Annotated in this window: 11 protein-coding genes and 1 pseudogene; 5 read left to right on the forward strand and 7 right to left on the reverse strand. The window is 54.7% G+C overall.

The genetic code is table 11. The features are described 5' to 3' along the window. A pseudogene (locus tag Q363_RS25150) lies at positions 1-191 on the reverse strand (hypothetical protein); the annotation flags it as partial. A 669-nt stretch (positions 192-860) separates the two neighbouring features. Between Q363_RS25150 and Q363_RS25155 the strand changes: the two are divergent. Both Q363_RS25155 and Q363_RS25165 read left to right on the forward strand, forming a co-directional pair. Further along, the gene (locus Q363_RS25155; RefSeq protein WP_035356334.1) at positions 861-1,697 is read left to right on the forward strand and encodes a hypothetical protein; all 837 of its coding nucleotides are present in this window, start codon (positions 861-863) and stop codon (positions 1,695-1,697) included. A gap of 673 nt (positions 1,698-2,370) precedes the next feature. Next, complete coding sequence (locus Q363_RS25165; RefSeq protein WP_035356338.1) at positions 2,371-4,992, forward strand: beta-mannosidase; 2,622 nt, start codon at positions 2,371-2,373, stop codon at positions 4,990-4,992. A 62-nt stretch (positions 4,993-5,054) separates the two neighbouring features. On the opposite strand, the gene Q363_RS25170 is transcribed toward Q363_RS25165, so the two are convergent. From Q363_RS25170 to Q363_RS25180, 3 genes are all read right to left on the reverse strand, one after another. Continuing rightward, positions 5,055-5,315, reverse strand: a complete 261-nt coding sequence (locus Q363_RS25170; RefSeq protein WP_051979297.1) for an SDR family NAD(P)-dependent oxidoreductase — start codon at positions 5,313-5,315, stop codon at positions 5,055-5,057. An 878-nt stretch (positions 5,316-6,193) separates the two neighbouring features. Then, complete coding sequence (locus Q363_RS25175; RefSeq protein ID WP_035356340.1) at positions 6,194-6,643, reverse strand: hypothetical protein; 450 nt, start codon at positions 6,641-6,643, stop codon at positions 6,194-6,196. A 240-nt stretch (positions 6,644-6,883) separates the two neighbouring features. Continuing rightward, entirely contained in the window at positions 6,884-7,831 is a 948-nt protein-coding gene (locus Q363_RS25180; RefSeq protein ID WP_035356343.1) for a HEAT repeat domain-containing protein, read from the reverse strand. An 890-nt stretch (positions 7,832-8,721) separates the two neighbouring features. Here Q363_RS25180 and Q363_RS25185 point away from each other — a divergent pair. Then, positions 8,722-9,642, forward strand: coding sequence for a hypothetical protein (locus Q363_RS25185; protein WP_157467523.1), 921 nt, complete (start codon positions 8,722-8,724; stop codon positions 9,640-9,642). A gap of 404 nt (positions 9,643-10,046) precedes the next feature. Then, positions 10,047-10,829 (forward strand): hypothetical protein, encoded by a 783-nt coding sequence (locus Q363_RS25190; protein WP_157467525.1) that lies wholly within the window; start codon positions 10,047-10,049, stop codon positions 10,827-10,829. A gap of 970 nt (positions 10,830-11,799) precedes the next feature. On the opposite strand, the gene Q363_RS25195 is transcribed toward Q363_RS25190, so the two are convergent. Then, positions 11,800-12,699 (reverse strand): FHA domain-containing protein, encoded by a 900-nt coding sequence (locus tag Q363_RS25195; RefSeq protein ID WP_035356350.1) that lies wholly within the window; start codon positions 12,697-12,699, stop codon positions 11,800-11,802. A gap of 338 nt (positions 12,700-13,037) precedes the next feature. On the opposite strand from Q363_RS25195, the gene Q363_RS25200 reads away from it, so the two are divergent. Then, on the forward strand, positions 13,038-13,466 hold the full coding sequence (locus Q363_RS25200; protein WP_035356351.1) for a hypothetical protein: 429 nt from the start codon (positions 13,038-13,040) through the stop codon (positions 13,464-13,466). A gap of 4 nt (positions 13,467-13,470) precedes the next feature. On the opposite strand, the gene Q363_RS25205 is transcribed toward Q363_RS25200, so the two are convergent. Together Q363_RS25205 and Q363_RS25210 are read right to left on the reverse strand one after the other, a co-directional pair. Beyond that, a complete protein-coding gene (locus Q363_RS25205; protein ID WP_035356353.1) occupies positions 13,471-14,415 on the reverse strand; it encodes a hypothetical protein in 945 nt (314 codons plus the stop codon). 183 nt (positions 14,416-14,598) lie between these two features. Next, a partial coding sequence (locus Q363_RS25210) for an ISAs1 family transposase (protein ID WP_157467526.1) occupies positions 14,599-14,885 on the reverse strand: 287 nt, incomplete at its 5' end.

Genomic DNA, 14,885 nt, shown 5'->3' on the forward strand with positions numbered 1-14,885 from the left:
CGTACGTTGCCGGGAGCCAGACGTGCTGCCATCGGCTCCACGCTCTTGCGCTCAATCGGCAGCATGAGCCCCTTGATGTAGTTCTCGATGGGAATCATGCGATCGGCATGTCCCGCAGATTCTGTCAGGCCGTCCAGATAAATCTGGAGCCGTTCCCCTTGACGCGAGAGATCCAGTCGGCGAACGCTCATTCCTTCAACGTACTGCCCAACAGTTTACGGTGCTTGAATAATCAAATCGAGGAATCTACTTTATAACACAGTAGTATTAACCGGCTGGCGCAAATCCTCAATGGGTCTACGTCGGAAACGCCACGACCGTCGTTCGATTCGCCTACACAGTTTCGTGGTGACCATTTACAACGGGCTTCCCTCAGTATGTTGACGCTCCAATGTTGCGATACCTAAAAATCATGGTGGTCCCGCTGAATTAGTGATCGCAACCAAGGCTGGATGGGAGCGCCCGGGTCCCGCCGCGATCCCGGGCGTCTGCTGGGTTTCGCTGCTCAGTTCAGCGGGATGCACGACACTGATCGTTGATTGCGCTTTGGGTTCAGATAATCCGCGCATGGCTATTTCCATTGCATCGCGAACAGATCGGTCAGCCATCCCAGCAAGACCGGAATTTTCAACCAGGAAAGAATTACTCGATCTGGGGAGAGAATTCGGTCCATGACCGACTTGTAACAACGCCCATGTACGCTGCTGAATGCAGATTGATTCCAAGTCCAACCTCTTGAGCAATCTACGCAGAGCCACTTGTTTGGCCCTACGCTTGCAACATATCTCGAACCTCGTGACCGTGTCGCGGGCTCGGTGCGGATGCGGAAGCGTGGGAACCAACCAACGGAGGAATTTTTCATGAAAACAGGCACAGCGCTCGCGACTACCCTATTTGCCATAACATGCTTCCCGCTCCTGGCACAGCAGTCACCCGCGGCCAACCAATCAGACAGCCCCGCCACTCAGCAGAACCCTTCAGGTACGGAGGCGGCAACACCGAGTAGTCCGGCCGCGAACCCGGCAGCATCCGCCGTAGAGATGAGCCCAATCAACGGCGAACTTGTGAGCAAACTCGACTCAAAGACCGCCAAGACCGGCGACAGCGTTGTGGTCCAGACCAGGGCGTCAGCAAAGACTGCCGACGGAACCGAGATTCCTAAGGGGTCGAAGCTGGTAGGCCATGTGATCGGCGCGCAACCGGGTGGGGCGGGCGAGAATTCCCAAGTGGCGCTCCTATTTGACCACCTCGAGTTGAAGGGCGGGCAGAGCGTGCCGGTCCATTCGCAGATTCAGTCAATCGCTCCAGCGGGAGGCGCGGCATCGGGCAGCGGGTCCGCAGCCATGAGCGGGCCTCCGGCGGGCAGTTCCGCTAACCCGAGCGCGAGTGGGACTAATAGCAGCGGGGCTAGCAGCGGGGCGAGTAGTGCGCCGCAAGGCGCAGGCGGATACGCTGGGGCATCACCTGCAGCAAGTAGTGGCCCCACTGCCGGGACCGTCGTAGCCAAAACCGGCCAGATAGCCATCAGCACCACGTCGATTCCTGGAGTGTTGCTAGCGAACAATGCGCCGGGGCAACAAGATCCGAGGATGGCTCGAACTTCCAGCATCCTGCTCGGCGCGAAGCAAGATGTCCAATTGGACAGCGGCACGCAGATGGTCGTTGGTATCTCTACCGCGGGCGGGGGAGCGCAGTAATCGGCAATGGTTGGGCAATGGGCGATTGCCGGTTGCCTGGGGCTGAGTGAGAAACCTGACGGAAAGGGTTCGAGATCGATGAGCCAAGGGCCGGAGTCTGTCTCCGCCCCTTTGGCATTGTGCGAACGAACCTACAACAGGTCGACCGGAAACCCCTCAGGAATGGGAGGCTCGATCTCGGTTCGAAGTTGAGTCCACCCCTAAATCTTCATGTCTGAACACATTCCTCATGGTCGGCAAACCTTCCCTAATCGATAAGGTAAGGATTGACCGTCATCCGCCCAGAACCCAGAAATCTGGAAAGTCTTGTGTCCGCACTGTTCGGTGAGTGAGCTGGCGATCTTACGCCAACCCACTGAGCACGACAATCGACCTGGGTCGCGCCGGTCTGAGCAGCTCCACGACTATTCCGTCACGGATCTCCGGACTGGCAAGACTTCCTCCGCTAACGGCAGCCTCCCGGTAAGTCTCGATGCTGCTGAAAAGTACGATCCTGAAGCTGCAGTAATTCACAATTAGCTGGAAAGCGGGATCAGCACTCCTAACCGGGTGCTGATCCTGTACTTTTATCTCGACGTGTCTCTGCAGCTCCTTCCCGGAGCTGTTCTTGTTCCGCACCACGGTCGCAACAGTGCTTACCTGTTGGACGATTTGTAACGAAGGGAAAGAATTTATGCGTTTGGGTCGATTGCTTCTTTGTTTGTTCGCCTGTGCCATCGCTGCCGCTCAGCCCTCGGTAGCTGCCGGTTCGCGACATCGGGAACGGGTTCCTCTGAACACCGGATGGGGTGTGCGGCAGCTTCCGGATGATGGGATGGTTGCAAGCCAGAGTTCAGTCCCACCTACCCTGGAGGGAGGCTGGTTTCCTGCGACGGTGCCAGGGGACGTTCATCTGGACCTTCTGAAAAGCGGGAAGATTCCAGATCCGTTTTATCGGGACGATGAAGCAAAGCTGCAATGGATCGAAAAGGCTCGGTGGGAGTACAAGACCTCGATTGACGCGACCGAGGCGACCCTGGCGCGTGAGCACGTAGAGTTGGTCTTTGAGGGACTGGATACGGCCTGCACGATCTTCCTCAATGGCCAGCGAATTGCCTCGCCCGACAGCATGTTTCAGGAGTGGAGATTTGACGTGAAGTCGAAGCTTCACGCAGGTTCAAACGACCTGCAGATCGTCTTTCCGGCGCCGATGAAGGCTGCGGAGGCTGTCGCCGGGAAGGATCCCTGGCTCTCCCGAACGCACACCGATCCGAAGGGATATATACGGAAGGCTGTCTACGAGTTCGGCTGGGATTGGGGTCCCCGTTTTGGTACAAGCGGAGTTTACCGGCCGGCCTATCTTGAAGTATGGGATAGTGCCCGCGTCAAAGATGTCTTCGTAGAGCAGGAAGGCGTGACGACAAGTGCCGCTCATCTCGATGTGCATGCGGATGTCCTCGCCTCAAAAGAGACAAAGGCGAACGTGAGCATAAGTTACGGACTCGGCGGTAAGGAGATCCAAGCAGACCGCGCCGTTACTCTCGCCCCCGGAAGCAACCGCATTTCGTTCCCAGTCGAGATCGCTCATCCTCAGCTTTGGTACCCGTCGGGATATGGAGCCCAACCCATCTATCACTTCCACATCTCGGTGAAGGAGGATGGTCACGAACTCGACGACAAGAACGCAAAGACCGGACTGAGATCAGTTATCCTCCGCCGGGAATTGGACAAGTGGGGGCGCTCGTTCGAATTCATTGTGAATGGAATCCCGGTCTTCGCCAAGGGCGCGGCCGTGATCCCGTTCGATAGTTTTCCCTCTCGCGTCACGAGCGAAAAGTATCGGCGCATTCTTCAGTCAGCGAAGGACGCGAACATGAACATGGTGCGGCTCTGGGGCGGAGGGTACTACGAGACGGAGGAGTTCTACGACCAGTGCGATGAGTTGGGCCTGATGGTCTGGCACGATCTGATGTTCGGCAACAACTGGCAGCCGGGTACCTACGACTTCAAACAGAACATTGAACGTGAAGCGGAATATCAGATGACACGTCTCCGAAATCATCCAAGTATCGTTCTGTGGTCGGGCAACAATGAAACCGAGGAGCTAAGGGAGTGGAACGGAAACGGTGATCTTCCAGCTAAAGTCCACGAGCACATCTGGGAGGACTACCTCACAGAATTTAGCGGGATTCTTGCACGGACCGCTGCACGGGTAGATCCGCAGACGCCGTACTGGCCGAGTTCGCCCAGCGCCGACTATGAAGAGTTAAGCGACGCCTATCAGAGTGGTGACAACCACGACTGGAGCGTCTGGCATGGCAATGCCGATTTCGAAGAGTTCGAGAAGAGACCTTGGCGCTTCGTCTCAGAGTACGGGTTTCAGTCATTTCCAGAGATGAAGACGATCGAGTCTTTTACCCTGCCTGGGGACAGAACCAGTATTTTCACTCCGGTCATGAAGGCCCATCAGAAGAATGGAGATGGCAACAGGCTCATTCAGGAATATATGAAACGCTACTTCGGTGAGCCAAAAGACTTTCCTTCTTTCCTCTATGCCAGCCAGGTCTTGCAGGCCGAGGGCATCAAGGTGGGGGCGGAGAGTTTTCGACGCAAGAGACCCGAGACTATGGGCTCCCTTTTCTGGCAGCTCAATGACTGTTGGCCAGTCGCTTCGTGGTCGAGCGTCGATTATTTCGGACGTTGGAAGGCGTTGCAGTACTACGCGCGCAGGTTCTACGCGCCCGTCCTGGTCTCGCCTCATGTAGAGGGAGGTACGTTGGCACTCTACATTGTCTCCGACAAGACTGCCGTCATCGATGGCACGCTCCACCTGCGAATCATGGATTTCTCAGGTCACGTCGTGAAGGAGACAACTCAAAGGGTCAAGATCGATCCGCTTGCCTCAAAGATATATCAGCAAATCCCGCTGGTTGAGTTGTCGGGGTCGAATACCCCCGATTGGTCGGGTCTCGTCGGAGTTGCAGATCTGGTCGCAGATGGAAATAAGATGTCGACCAACCTCGTCTATTTCGTCCCTTCGAAACAGATCAAGCTCCCGCAAGCTACGATCGCAACCGATATCTCGCAGGCTGGAGATGGATATGATGTGACCCTTAGCTCGGCGGCGTTAGCCCGTAGCGTGTCTGTGTCATTCGGCGAACTGGACCCTCAGTACTCGGATAACTATCTTGACCTGCTGCCGGGAGAGAAAAAGACGATTCACGTCACCAGTAAGGCCTCACTTGCGGATCTTAAGTCTCAGATAGAGGTTATGTCCTTGGTGGATGCGTTCTCGTCTCCCGCAGCGGCGAGATAACTTCGTGGCTCGATGTTCGAGTGGCGCCCAACAGGTTGGTGTTGATCATGCGGAGAATCTGATCATCCATTAGACCTTCCAGCGAGACCATACCCGGCGTTGTTGAAAACCACGTCTGCCACCTGGATGATCTGGTGAGGGTTCGTGATGTCCAGTTCAATCAGCGACACTCCGGGAATCTCCCTCAGGTCTCTCTCTTTCTCCGGGCTCCGCATGGATGCAATGACATTCCAACCCCTCGACGCGAACAATCTGGCGGTCGCTCGTCCAAGTCCTGACGAGCTGCCGGTGATAAGGATTCCTTGCTGTTTTTGTGTGTTCATCAGCGATCCCTCCTGCGTCCGCCGATGAGGAGTTCATCGGCAATCTCGCTGACAGAATATTTAAGCTTTTGCGGAGTCAAGAGCAGATTGAACTAAAGAGTACATACTTGAGATCCTCCGGTTCCTCAGTCGCGCAGAAGGATGCGGTAGCCTCAATTGCGGCCCACGGGACAAGTCACTCGTTGAGCCACTTTAGGAACGCTTCTGGGCTCTGGGTGGTCGGTAAGAACGAAGCCGCAGGCGCCGCGGCCGCTGCGGCGGTGGCCTCCGCGTGGTTCCGGGGCCGGTGTAAGTTGTGGGTCACATGGAGGTACTACCTGTGACCCATCTTCGCAACATCATGCTCCAGGAACTGCAGCGCCGTAACTATTCCGACTCTACGATCCGGCACTCCCGAAAAGTCGGCATTGCGGTAAATTGCTTCCTTGCCCGGGCAGCATGGCAGGCAAGTTTCCATAAACCCCTTTGGGCAAAACACCGACGACTCGGACCGGCTTTCCGTCGATGTCAATTGACTTGTTCAGGATGGCGCTGTTCAAGTTGTGGCGATTCAGCCATAGACCGTAGGAGATGAGAGCTATATCTTTCTGCTTTATGTGCAGGGGGCCTGCGCAGCAATTCTGCTTCTTGTGCTGGGTGTTGCGACGGTGGTTTGCGGGGAGGCGAGTGGTCTAAGTAGACCGAAAGACTCCCGTCGCACGGCAGTCACGATAGAAAACTAACGTTTTGCGGGAACTACGACGCCAAGTTTGGATCGTCGTTCGGCAGGATTTGTTTCCGAGTTGCCACAATTCGAAGATCCACTCACGCGATTCTCGTCCCGTAGGTTGAGTTGCAGCTGGGGAACGGATCTACGAGCAAGGGGGACAGCCGGCCTTTCATCTGGATCTCTTACAACACTCTCCGATTTCAGACAATCCGCTAAGACCAGAGGGAACTACCCAGGATACGAGGTCGCCGGTTCCGAAAAAGATCTCAATGTTGGGGTCCTTTTCATTGACGCTATCTTCTCGCACGAAGAGCGCATACATCCAATGCGATCCCAGCCAATGCTCACCTGGTCCTTTGGGGCCGAAATCCAATTCGCTGTAATCGGGATTGCCGATTAACGCGGCAACCTGCTTTTTTGTCATTCCTACACGCAGGCTCGGATAATTCTCTCCAATTTGTTTTTTACGTTCAGCAGAAGCTGAGAAAGGAAAAGATTTAATTGTTGCCCTGAACTCCTTATAGCTTTTTTGGCCATCGGGGACGGGCTTATCGGATGCAGCCAAGACGGGGAGCGCATACGTCAATAGGCAAAGCAGTGCGAATTGCTTTGTAATCATTTTGCAGGCTCCTGCTGGCTTGATGATTTGCGCATCATTTAATTGATCATCCTACTCTGGTCTGAATTTGAGGGGGTAACTCAAGATCAATGGAAATCATGTGACCGCAGTTTGAGTGCATTATCCGAAAGCGTTACTAGGCACGTTGCTTTGACGTGAATCACTTCGTCGCGATTCTGCATCAACCAAGACCAAACCACTATCGCGTGGAGATTCACACGAAAAAGACAAGACTGAAACTCAGGGACGCGAGCACGCGGTTGTGATTAGAACGCTGGGATGCGTCCCCATATACCTCCGAACTGCGAACCTCCCGACTTCCTTCCTGAGTGAATGGAGGATCTGCGGGTTCCGGCTGGCTGTCATCCGTAAAAGGAGGAAGCCAGCCTTGTTGCGGTCTGTCCACACACCCGAGTAGAGCAGATTGATGAGTGGTTGCACGCTTATATGCAGATCCTCGCTCCCGGGTACGGCGGACAAGACGGCTAAAGCCCGTACCGCGTTATTCCGCACTTCCTCATCCGGATCGTTGATCGCTTTGGACAGCGCTTCTGCTTGGGTCTGCGACCGGTGCACATATCCCAATAAGGCAGCCGCAGCACGGCGTTGCTTAGGGTCACCCGCAGTCTGGAGGACGTTCCTAATCTCTGGCTCACGTTCAAGTGCATAAGCACGCATCGCGAGGTTGACAGCTTTCAAGGATGGGTCTTTTGAAATCATGTACCCCTGTGAATCGTCTTCTTCAGCAGAGCCGCGAGCCACCGCCTGACCAAGAACTCCCATCTCCTGCTCGTACAACTGCAGCCCTTTGTCATCAAGATGGGTTTTACTAAGAGGAACAGTGCTGGTTGGAACAGGTCGTGAGGTTGAACCGGCTAGCCCAACGAAAATTAGCAGACGCTGCGAATCGTCGCAGCAAACAACATTGATATCGGTTGGAGCTTTGCCGATTACGCCGAGAACCGCATCGTTGATTGGCTTCTTGGAGAAAGTTGCATAGGTCAGTGTGTCTCCCGTGTGTAGGGGAAGCACGTAGCGCACTTTCTCCAAAGGCAGGCCTCCGTAACCGAAATAATTGATCGGGCCAACCTGGAAGGGATGATGCTCCATATCCGCATCCTGCGACAAAACGGGTGAGGTAAATAGTAGAAGTGCACAACACGGAAGTATGATCGTCTTCGTGATCATTTGAACCTCGAACCTCGAGAACTTAAATCGAGCTAATCATACCGAGGCACGATGGAACGTGCCTGCTGTGACCGCGAGGGCTGGCCCGGAAACAAGGTAGGCATACTCGAGTTCGAGGGTGTCGTATTCTCGTTTAGTCCCCACAAGCGTGCAACGCATCGTGAAAAACAACGACATTTCCGCTGAAGGCGTCGGTGTGCGCATAAAACTCTCCAACGCTGCGGATCTGCTGAGGAGTCTGACAAAGGGAGCGGTTTGGAGCGCTCGCCAAAATGGTCCCAAGAAACCGGCTGCAACCCAACTGAACCCTTTTTGCATATGGCAGTTTAGCTCAGCGCTCCTCGAAGATCGGTCCCGACAAGTCGGCCATCAGTGTTTACTAATCGGTTCTTTTCCCCAGGGAATCTCGCCGGCTGATTCCTCGGTAAGTGCTTTGGCGATGATGCAACAACTGACGTGCGGACAGGGAGCAGGCCATACCCATAATTCGCGAAGTTACCTGAAACCCCGTTTTGAGGGCATAATGGCTTGGTTCGGCAATACAAAGTGGGAATCGGAAACTGAACCCGTCAAAGAGTGCATTTGTGGGCTCTGTACTCGATCTCATCTGAGGACCCCTCATTATGCCCCCTAGTCAGCATCGCACCACGTCGCGAAGCCGCATCTCCGCTGGAGTAGCGTATCTGATTATCGCGACGGGCGTGCCTCTCATTGGCGAGCACAGCCCGTTGCAAGATACACCTACTGTCCCCTCGCAGGAACGGGTTGGAGTAGTCACGGGGCACGTCTACTGCGGAGACACTCACCAGCTCGCCCGTTTCGCAAGTGTAGTTGTTCAACCGTTGGAGTTGCCTGGGTCCACAGGCAAGGATCTCAGAACCGCAGTCGAAATGCCTACAGCGACTCATACGGATTTCGACGGCAAGTTCACCGTATCAAACCTCCTCCCCGGATCCTATCTGGTGCTCGCCTGGCTGCCTGGGTACGTTGGCCCTTTTGCCCAGATCAAGACTGGTGTAGAACCCGCACGCGTCTTGCAGGCGCTGAAAACGGTCCTGCCTCGAATAGAGGTCAAGAATCATCTCGTCACGACGATTGACATTACGCTTGTGCGTGGCGCGGTGGTTAGCGGGTCTGTCGCCTACGATGACGGGAGTCCGGCAGTCGGATTCCAAATGAATCTGCTAAACCCGTTTGGAGCAGAGAAAAGTGGCCAAACCGTGCAGTTAGGCATTTCCAGTAGCGACTTCCCGGCGTTTGATATCACAGACGACAGTGGACAATACCGACTGTCAGGTGTTCTGCCTGGATCATATGTTGTAGCTGCAACCCCACCTAGCGGTTCGCCCCGGGGGTGTGGCATCGCGTCAGGATCTTGCGCGATCGTGATGGCAGATCCTAATTTTCGAATCTATTCGGGGAACTCGCTCCGCCTTAAGGATTCAAAGGCGTTCTCTATCGTGGAGGGGGAGCAGAGGAATGGCGTCGACCTCGTGGTCCCTCTCATGCACCTTCATCAAGTGGCTGGAGTGGTCGTTGCAGAGAGCGATGGACACCTGCTCAAGCGAGGTTTTGTCGAACTCCTTCATGCAGATGACCGCACTGTCGCCCAGAGGACACATCTTAATAACGACGACGGTACCTTCGTCTTGGGCTTTGTGCAAGATGGAGAATATCTGCTTCAGGTGCGCGCCGCAGATGCGGCTACCGGTGCCCCCACAGGCAATGTTTGGACCTACCGAGACCGAATCATGCCGATTGAGATAACTGGTAACGTAACCGACCTGATCATATCCCTGGACGCGAAATAGAGTGTTGGCTTTCCAAGTATTCGCTCGATCATCTGGATCGACGTTTGAGAGTTTACAGCCAAGCTAAACGCTCTAGCTTGCCGTACCGCATGAAAAGTCGCCATTTCGGTAACTTGCTGGGAACTTTCTCAAAACCCGTTTTCGCGCAGCTACGGTGCGACGGGGAAGGTTTACCACACTACTGCATTCGCTCGATGACATCATGTCATGACAAGGCATCAATGCCAATCCATATGGGCTCAGACCGGTGCCTTGCTTCGGGTCTGGTTAGAGTGCGACGAAGCCCCTCGACTGAACGGGGCACATTTGTTTCGCCGTGGACGTTCTAATAGAGAGTCCTAAGGATCGCAAAGGCGAGCTAACATTGCCGTTGGATGAATCGAGACAGCGGAGGCCGTTCCGAGTTGACAGTTCCTTCCCAGCGGTTAAGACGGAGTCTTTGGGTCCCCCTTCTCGTGTGGAGCGTTGCGCTTGGGGTTGTGGCGTTGTTGAGCCTGGTCGTGCTGGCCGAATGGATCGCGCATCGTCCGTCGCCCGTGCGTTCCTTTGTCACGGCAACGGAGATCCAGGCGCAAGACGCACGCCTGGAGCAAATGGGTCTGCTCCTGCACGATGGTAGCTTTCTGAAAGAGCACCCATTCCAGGCGCCCTGGACTTCGCATTCGCTCCTGATCCCTTCGACCTGGTCGGAGACGGGCATTAAACGCCTCCTCAGTTCGCCTAAGGTTCGCGCCGATCTTCTGCTTGCCGACCTTGACGTGCTTCAACCCGTGATGACTCGTGCCTATGGAGGTTGGGAGAGCGCGGGAGCGCACGGTTGGAATTGGAATCAGTGGTTTGGCGATTGGCGCAAGCGGCTTGCCGCGCGCGGCAACGCGGAGATATCCCTGGACGAAGCGTTCGCGCCCATGGATCGGCTGTTGGCATTTCAGCGCGACAATCACACCCAGATTCCGCTCAATCGCTCGACATCCGATGGGTCGCAGACCGCTATCCTTGCCGCTACACCTGCTGCTGCATGCACAGAGATTCGCGCGGGCGGGCGGCTCTTTCCCATCGATGCAAACGATGCCGGCCAGCAAGTGCGCACGGCGAAGCGATGGATAACGGGAGAAACCTCTTTCGCCAACGCGAGATACATCTCCTTTCCAGGCTCACAACCACAGGTTTACCAAGGTCGGCTGTAGCCATGTCTACTACTGCGCCCTCTTTCCTGAAACTGTCGTACACCATGAATGCTGACCGGCAATTCGTACTACCTATCCAAAGTGACGAAAAGTGGCCTGAGGCCTCGGTCACGGCTCGGGGTCCGTATGGCACTGCAAAATCTCCTGTCCCTTGTAGTTTCCATTTGGCAGAGATTACGGCTCCAGCGACCGGTTTGCCGTGCGAGTCGACAATTTTTTCGGAGACTGTAGGCTCGATGTTCGAGGCGCGAAGCACAGGGGAGATCAGAACAATAAGCAGCAACAATCGCATGCAGACACTCCTTGTCCGGCTACTCTGCTATCGTAAATAGCTTTCTACACACAGTCGAGATGCAGCCTTCTCGTGTTCGGTGCTCTCCCACGCTGAGTTCGTCTCAAGCTCACCTATTTTGGATCGACTCAGTGAGACAGCGACATACTCCAACATCCGCTATAGCCAAAAGGTGGATCTTGGAGTGTTTGAGATCAAGAGGGATAAAAATAAGACAGTCGACTCTCATTAGCGTCATAGCGTCGGTTCCGGACACCGACTTTCTTAGTGATGTCCTGTAGCAAGGGAAACTACCGATTGGCGCGTCGATTGTGCCCGAGTGACGGGCAATCGTACTGCCTGAAAAGCGCGTTACCGGAAATGACAGGTCCGCCAGCGTCGAAGTTGCCCATAATCCTTTTTTTTCGGATGTTTGATTCTCTGGTAGAGACGCCATCTAATCGTTAGACTGTGTGCGCCGGAGTCCGGAGGCTTTATGAGGCGTCCACCGTTCGTGTTCGCAGTACTGACAATGGTTGCTGCAACGGCAGCGTTCGCGCTCCCCGAGTACCTCAGAAGGCCTTGAACTGCTCAACCAGACGGCGCGGCGGTATGCGGATGCCAATGCTTATTACATCGAGTCGGTGGAAGAGCGTACTTCGACGACCGAATACTCTCATTCCTGGCAGAAGACGATCACTACTGCCGCTCAAGCTCCGGGAGATCGCTTTCACTACGAGGGGCACTCAAGTAGCGGCAGTGCCATGAAGGTAGCAGACGAGCGATTCGAGAGACCGGGGCGAGGAAATGAATGTGATCTTCGCGAAAGGGCGGAGCAGGATGAGGCGAAGTTAGATAGATGACGCCGATTGTCTCTTCCACGGCCACAAGCAGCAAGCAAAGCACATTTTGCATTTCGCTAGCCGCGTTCGTAAAGACGGCCGAACCCTCCCAGATTGCGCGTTGAACCAGCTCGCGTTGAATTTCGATTGGTTGCTCAGCGTCGGACTGTCGGCTCCAGGTGCAGATCGAGCCCGGTTCCTCGGCGAGATCAGTAAGCAGAACGACGGCGCCGTTCTCTGCAGGGATCACTTCGAAGATCAGCCGCAGAAGTTCACGTTGCAGGAGTTTGGAGTCACGGATGGAATTGATGATATTTGTGATTCTGAACAAGGCGGCCAAGTCACGCGCCATGCGGCCGACTTCAATCCCATACATCGGGAGTGGATGGTCCAACTGAATTTTACTGAGTGTGGAAACGGAAGGTATATCAGTCAAGCTTATCTTCGAACTGCTCACCGTTTCGCCTCCGTGCATCAGAAACACGAATTCGGATCTCCCCACGCGGATCGTATCGCCATGTTCAACGACTTTGCGACTCACAGGAATTCCATTCACAAAAGTACCGTTCTGGCTGTCGAGATCGACGAGCTCATATTGCTCGTCCACCTGCTGGACCATGCAATGTTTCCGCGAGACCACAGTGTGGATCATGCATAACTGATTCGATTCGTCACGGCCAATCGATAGCTGGCCATCGATCAGCTGTCGAACGGTCCCTGTCAGCGAACCCGAGATGGCGAGGAGACGCGGCTGCATCGGAGCCTCCGTGCGTCAAAAGTGTAGCTGAGTCAGCCGAGAATCTCAGATAAATCGGGGGTATCGGAGCTGGCGGAGCCGAACGGATACTCGTGGGTATCCGTTCAGATACTGTCCGGCGAGGCGCAACAGGGGAATCGTTGCGTCGCGAATCTTTGCGGCGCTTGTATCTCATTGCAAAAACGGGAATGCGGTTGAGGAGCGGGAATCCCAGGCGGCGCGTTCCTCTTTGGCCATGCGTATGCAATATCTCTGCACGTAACAACAAGCTCCCGAAGAGAAAGTATTCCAGAGCCCCAGGAGGGACCTGAATAAGGTACCTCAAAAGGGAGATCATCATGAAACGCATCGCCGCAATCGCGCTCTTCGTTGCATCCACCCTCCTCACGGCCGGTAGTGCAGTGGCAGAGGATCACAAAGTCAAAGCAACCGTTCCGTTCAACTTCACAGTCAACGACTCCTGGCTGCCGGCTGGAACCTACACGATCAGCTCCAATGTCAATTCTCCCAACCTAGTCAGCATTCGAGACCAAGCGAAGGGTGTCAACATATTGGTCATGGGCCCGACCGATTCAGGGAACTCGGAGAAAGTCGGCAAGCTGGTGTTCCGCCAGTATGGCAACCAGTATTTCCTCAGTGAAATTCGTGGTGGGTCAGTCTCGTTGAATGTCCACTTCCCCGCTACGAAACTGGAGAAGAAGGCCAGAACGCAAACGCAGGACGCAGGGCTTCGCGTCAATGACGACGTCTTGATCGCGCTCCACTAGCTGTTCAGCTCCTGAGATGAATAAGGACCCGGAGACCATCGTCCCCGGGTCTTCTTCTGTAGAGCCGAAGAGGCACGCTTTCCGAAAGACGGCAGTTAGGGTCTGTTATGAACATCGATCCCTGTTGAGATCCTATGCCCTCCTTGAGGTACTCCTCCCCTCCCGGGTCATCTCTCACATCTCCACCGGATGTGTTGACTCTCATCTTTCCGTTCGTCTGGTTCGTATGATTATCAATGTGGATTCGAATTGCTCTGGGTGATTCCTCGACGAGGGTTTTTACTACCGGGCGGAGTTCTAGAGGTATAAGTGTGCATCCGAGCACATCTCGCGCCTTCTGAATATATGCCTGGTAATAGGCTTCTGCCGTGATTCTGCCCCCGGCATCCTCATGTGAATGCTTATTCTCAGGTGGATTAAGCCTGAGCTCCGCTGTTCTAGCATCGAGATCAGCGATCAAGACCGCCCGCTTGTATACCGGCTTGCTCACAGGCTGGAATGTCGTCTCATCTAGCTTCGCACGTTCCTGCTGCTCTCCCCATTTAATCCGCAGCAAAGCGCCCTGAATTTGGGCGTAAATGGGTGTCATTGGCCTTGTTTTGTCTCCAGCAAACTTCCTGTTCTGAGAGATGGGTATGCTGAGTGCATTGAGAGACACAGGAAGCCACTGTGCAGGCGATCCAGAGGGTAGATTCTCTAGATTGAATAAATACACCCGCATATCGCTGGCTTCTTCGAAGCCGATAAGCGCTTGTTCAAGCGCGGGTTCGGTGAGTTGACCGCCAGCTATTTGCTTGGCCACCAGGTCGGCTATAGAAGCTTTTGTGTAGGCAGAACTCGAAAGACCTATCGTTTTGAGCCACGCCCTTAGACCATCGACTGCCACTTCATCGAGAATCGGCGCAATTCTTTCCTTGATCTCATCCGTTGAACTACGACCATCGTTCATAAGTGGTGTGCTTTCTTGTGTTGAGAGGCAGAGAACGTCTTATAGGACGAAATTGTACGGAACCAGAATAGCCGGTACTTGCCTGCATGTATTGGGAGATCGTGAGTTTTCAAACGAATCGAAAGTTTAGCGCATTCGAGACATACCGTGTATGGCGAGATGCATTGGGGTCGCAAACAGGGGTTACGCATGAAAAATGCCCGTGAGGACCTGGCGCATGTACTGGTTGTTCCAAGCGGCTATTTTTCGTCGTCCGCGCAAGCTGTTCCTTGAGCTATTGTGTCGTCGGACGAGGTTGATGGCGATCTTTCGCAGTAAGGCAAAATTGCGGACCGCGGTGCGGTCGCGAACCCGACAGTCATCCTCTCGGAAGGTGACGTCGAGCACCCAGTGCAGGCTGTTTTCGATGCTCCAGTGCTGGCGAATGGCCTTGGCCAACATCTCCGGCGCGTCAGTGCAACTGGATAGGA

Origin of the sequence: Edaphobacter aggregans DSM 19364 (genome assembly GCF_000745965.1) — a bacterium.
GTDB classification, from domain to species: Bacteria; Acidobacteriota; Terriglobia; order Terriglobales; family Acidobacteriaceae; genus Edaphobacter; species Edaphobacter aggregans.

Excerpts from the sequence above, each read along its gene's own strand:
- Q363_RS25165 (WP_035356338.1), top strand. The coding sequence starts at position 2,371 with ATGCGTTTGGGTCGATTGCTTCTTTGTTTGTTCGCCTGTGCCATCGCT.
- Q363_RS25155 (WP_035356334.1), top strand. The coding sequence starts at position 861 with ATGAAAACAGGCACAGCGCTCGCGACTACCCTATTTGCCATAACATGC.
- Q363_RS25195 (WP_035356350.1), bottom strand. The coding sequence starts at position 12,699 with ATGCAGCCGCGTCTCCTCGCCATCTCGGGTTCGCTGACAGGGACCGTT.
- Q363_RS25175 (WP_035356340.1), bottom strand. The coding sequence starts at position 6,643 with ATGATTACAAAGCAATTCGCACTGCTTTGCCTATTGACGTATGCGCTC.
- Q363_RS25185 (WP_157467523.1), top strand. The coding sequence starts at position 8,722 with ATGCCTACAGCGACTCATACGGATTTCGACGGCAAGTTCACCGTATCA.
- Q363_RS25200 (WP_035356351.1), top strand. The coding sequence starts at position 13,038 with ATGAAACGCATCGCCGCAATCGCGCTCTTCGTTGCATCCACCCTCCTC.
- Q363_RS25205 (WP_035356353.1), bottom strand. The coding sequence starts at position 14,415 with ATGAACGATGGTCGTAGTTCAACGGATGAGATCAAGGAAAGAATTGCG.
- Q363_RS25180 (WP_035356343.1), bottom strand. The coding sequence starts at position 7,831 with ATGATCACGAAGACGATCATACTTCCGTGTTGTGCACTTCTACTATTT.
- Q363_RS25170 (WP_051979297.1), bottom strand. The coding sequence starts at position 5,315 with ATGAACACACAAAAACAGCAAGGAATCCTTATCACCGGCAGCTCGTCA.